Source organism: Micromonospora sp. NPDC047753, from assembly GCF_040642735.1.
Classification (GTDB): domain Bacteria; phylum Actinomycetota; class Actinomycetes; order Mycobacteriales; family Micromonosporaceae; genus Micromonospora.
Map to the genome: position 1 here is coordinate 1 of NZ_JBEYSL010000744.1, position 2,354 is coordinate 2,354.

Below are 2,354 nucleotides of genomic sequence, written 5' to 3' on the forward strand. Positions count from 1 at the left end.
TGGGCACCACCGAGGCCGGCACCAACTCCATCAACGACATCACCCCCGTGCTGAACAAGGAGACCGGCAAGAAGGACGCCTACCACTCCGTCGAGATCAGCACCCCCAAGGCCGATGAGAAGCAGACCGACAAGCTTCGCGCCGACGTCGTCAAGACCGTCGACGACGGTCGGGCCGTGGTCGCCAACATCGCCGGCACCGCCACCGACACCGACGGCGGTATCCACTCCTTCGAGGGTGGGCACTACATCAGCGTCGTCGGCTACCGCGACAACGGCAACATCGTCAAGATCGCCGACTCCGCCGACCCGAACACCGCCTCGTACGAGGTCACCATCGAGCACCTCGCGGACTGGATCGCCACCCGCGGCTACGCCACCAGCTGAGCACCACCCAACTCGGAAGGGCCGGACCCCACCACGGGGTCCCTACATCGCCCCGCAGATCTACTGGCAGATCGGCCACCCCGCGGCCGACTACGCGGAACTGGTCCGCTGGTGGTCGGAGACCGTCAACGGCACCACAGTGCAGTTGCTCGTCGGGCAGGCCACCTACCGCGCCGGGGCCTCCGGGCAGGATGCCGCCTGGCAGGACCCGGCCGAACTCAGCGACCACCTGACCCTCAACCGCGCCTACCCCCGGATCCTCGGCGACATCCACTTCAGCGCCAAGGACGTACGCGCCGATCGCATCGGTGCCGTCTCCCGGCTGACCACCGACCACTACCGCCGGCCCGCCCTGGCACCGGCGGGGGTGGGCGGTGCCGCGCCCGCCGCGCCGAACCTCACCTCGGCGGTACGCGGCACCGGCGGCGTGACGCTGAACTGGCAGCGCGGCACCGCCGGCAGCACGGCCTCGTACGCCGTGTACCGACTGCCCGGCGACGGCTCGGTAGACCCCTGCGACCTGGCCGATGCCCGCAACCTGCTCGGCACGGTGCGTGCCTCAGGCAGCACCGGGACGTTCACCGACGCCACCGCCGCGGCCGGCTCGACCTACCGGTACCTGGTGACTGCCCTGGACCGGCTGCACCACGAGAGCCCGGCCAGCAACGCGCGGGTGGTCACCGGCACCGGCGGCACGTTCAGCGTGATCGTGGACAACACCACCACTGGTGGCTTCACCGCCGCCGCCACCTGGGGCACCTCGTCGTACCTCACCACGCGGTACGGCACCAACTACCGGTTCGCCGAGCCGCAGGCGGTCAGTGACCCGGCCTGGTTCAGCGCGACGCTGCCCGCCGCCGGCTCGTACCGGGTCGAGGTCTGGTACCCGTCCGACCCCGGCTACAACAGCGCCACGCCGCACCTGGTGGCCACCGCGAACGGGACCGTGACGGCCTCCGTCGACCAGCGCAGCGGCGGCGGCCAGTGGCGGGTGCTGGGCACCTACGACTTCGCCGCGGGGACGCGCCAGGTCGTCGGGGTCAGCCGCTGGACCAGCACGACGGGGTACGTCGTCGCCGACGCCGTCCGGATCACCCGGCTCTGAGCCCGTGCCGTTCCCCCGAGGCGTCTCGACGTCCGGGGGAACGGTCCCGCTCACCGGTCAGTCGCGGCGGAGCCAGACGGCACCCAGTGGGGGAACCTGGAGGGCGGCCGAGGCGACCATTCCGTGCCACGGCACGTCCTCGGCCCGTACCTCACCCAGGTTGCCCACCCCGGAGCCGCCGTAGTGGTGCGCGTCGGTGTTGAGCACCTCGGTCCACGTCCCGCCGGCCGGCAGGCCGACCCGGTAGTCGTGCAGCGGCTGGGCGGAGAAGTTCGCCACGCACACCAGCGTCGAGCCGTCCGGGGCGATCCGGACGAACGACACGGTGTTGTTGGCGACGTCGTCGCCGGCGATCCAGCGGAAGCCCGCCGGCTCGGTGTCCTGTGCCCAGAGCGCCGGAGTCTCCCGGTAGACCCGGTTGAGGTCACCGACGAGTCGTTGCACACCGGCGCGGGCCGGGTCGTGGAGCAGGTACCAGTCGAGGCCGCGCTCCTCGCTCCACTCCCGGTCGTCGGCCATCTCGGAGCCCATGAAGAGCAGTTGCTTGCCGGGGTGCGCCCACATGTACGCCAGCAGCGCCCGCACGTTCGCCAGCCGCTGCCAGGTGTCGCCGGGCATCTTGCCGGCCAGTGAGCCCTTGCCGTGCACCACCTCGTCGTGGCTGATCGGCAGCACGTAGTTCTCGCTCCAGGCGTACGCCAGGGAGAAGGTGAGCTGGTGGTGGTGGTGCTGGCGGTAGATCGGGTCCTTCGAGGTGTAGAGCAGGGTGTCGGAGAGCCACCGTGAGGTCGTCGGCCCGCTGCGTGCCGCCAGTGGGGCCAGTGGTGTCGTCCGGGTCGGTGGTCGGGAAATCGCGGCCTGGG

3 protein-coding genes are annotated in these 2,354 nt (G+C 71.1%); 2 read left to right on the forward strand and 1 reads right to left on the reverse strand.

The window, feature by feature from the left end; genetic code table 11:
- On the forward strand, window positions 1–386 hold a 386-nt coding region (locus ABZ749_RS34015; protein WP_357235229.1), incomplete at its 5' end, for a C39 family peptidase.
- Window positions 387–432: 46 nt separating this feature from the next.
- The gene (locus tag ABZ749_RS34020; protein WP_357235235.1) at window positions 433–1,491 is read left to right on the forward strand and encodes a family 10 glycosylhydrolase; all 1,059 of its coding nucleotides are present in this window, start codon (window positions 433–435) and stop codon (window positions 1,489–1,491) included.
- A gap of 57 nt (window positions 1,492–1,548) precedes the next feature.
- Here the strand turns inward: ABZ749_RS34020 and ABZ749_RS34025 are convergent.
- The coding region (locus tag ABZ749_RS34025; protein WP_357235232.1) for an alpha amylase C-terminal domain-containing protein at window positions 1,549–2,354 on the reverse strand (806 nt) is incomplete at its 5' end.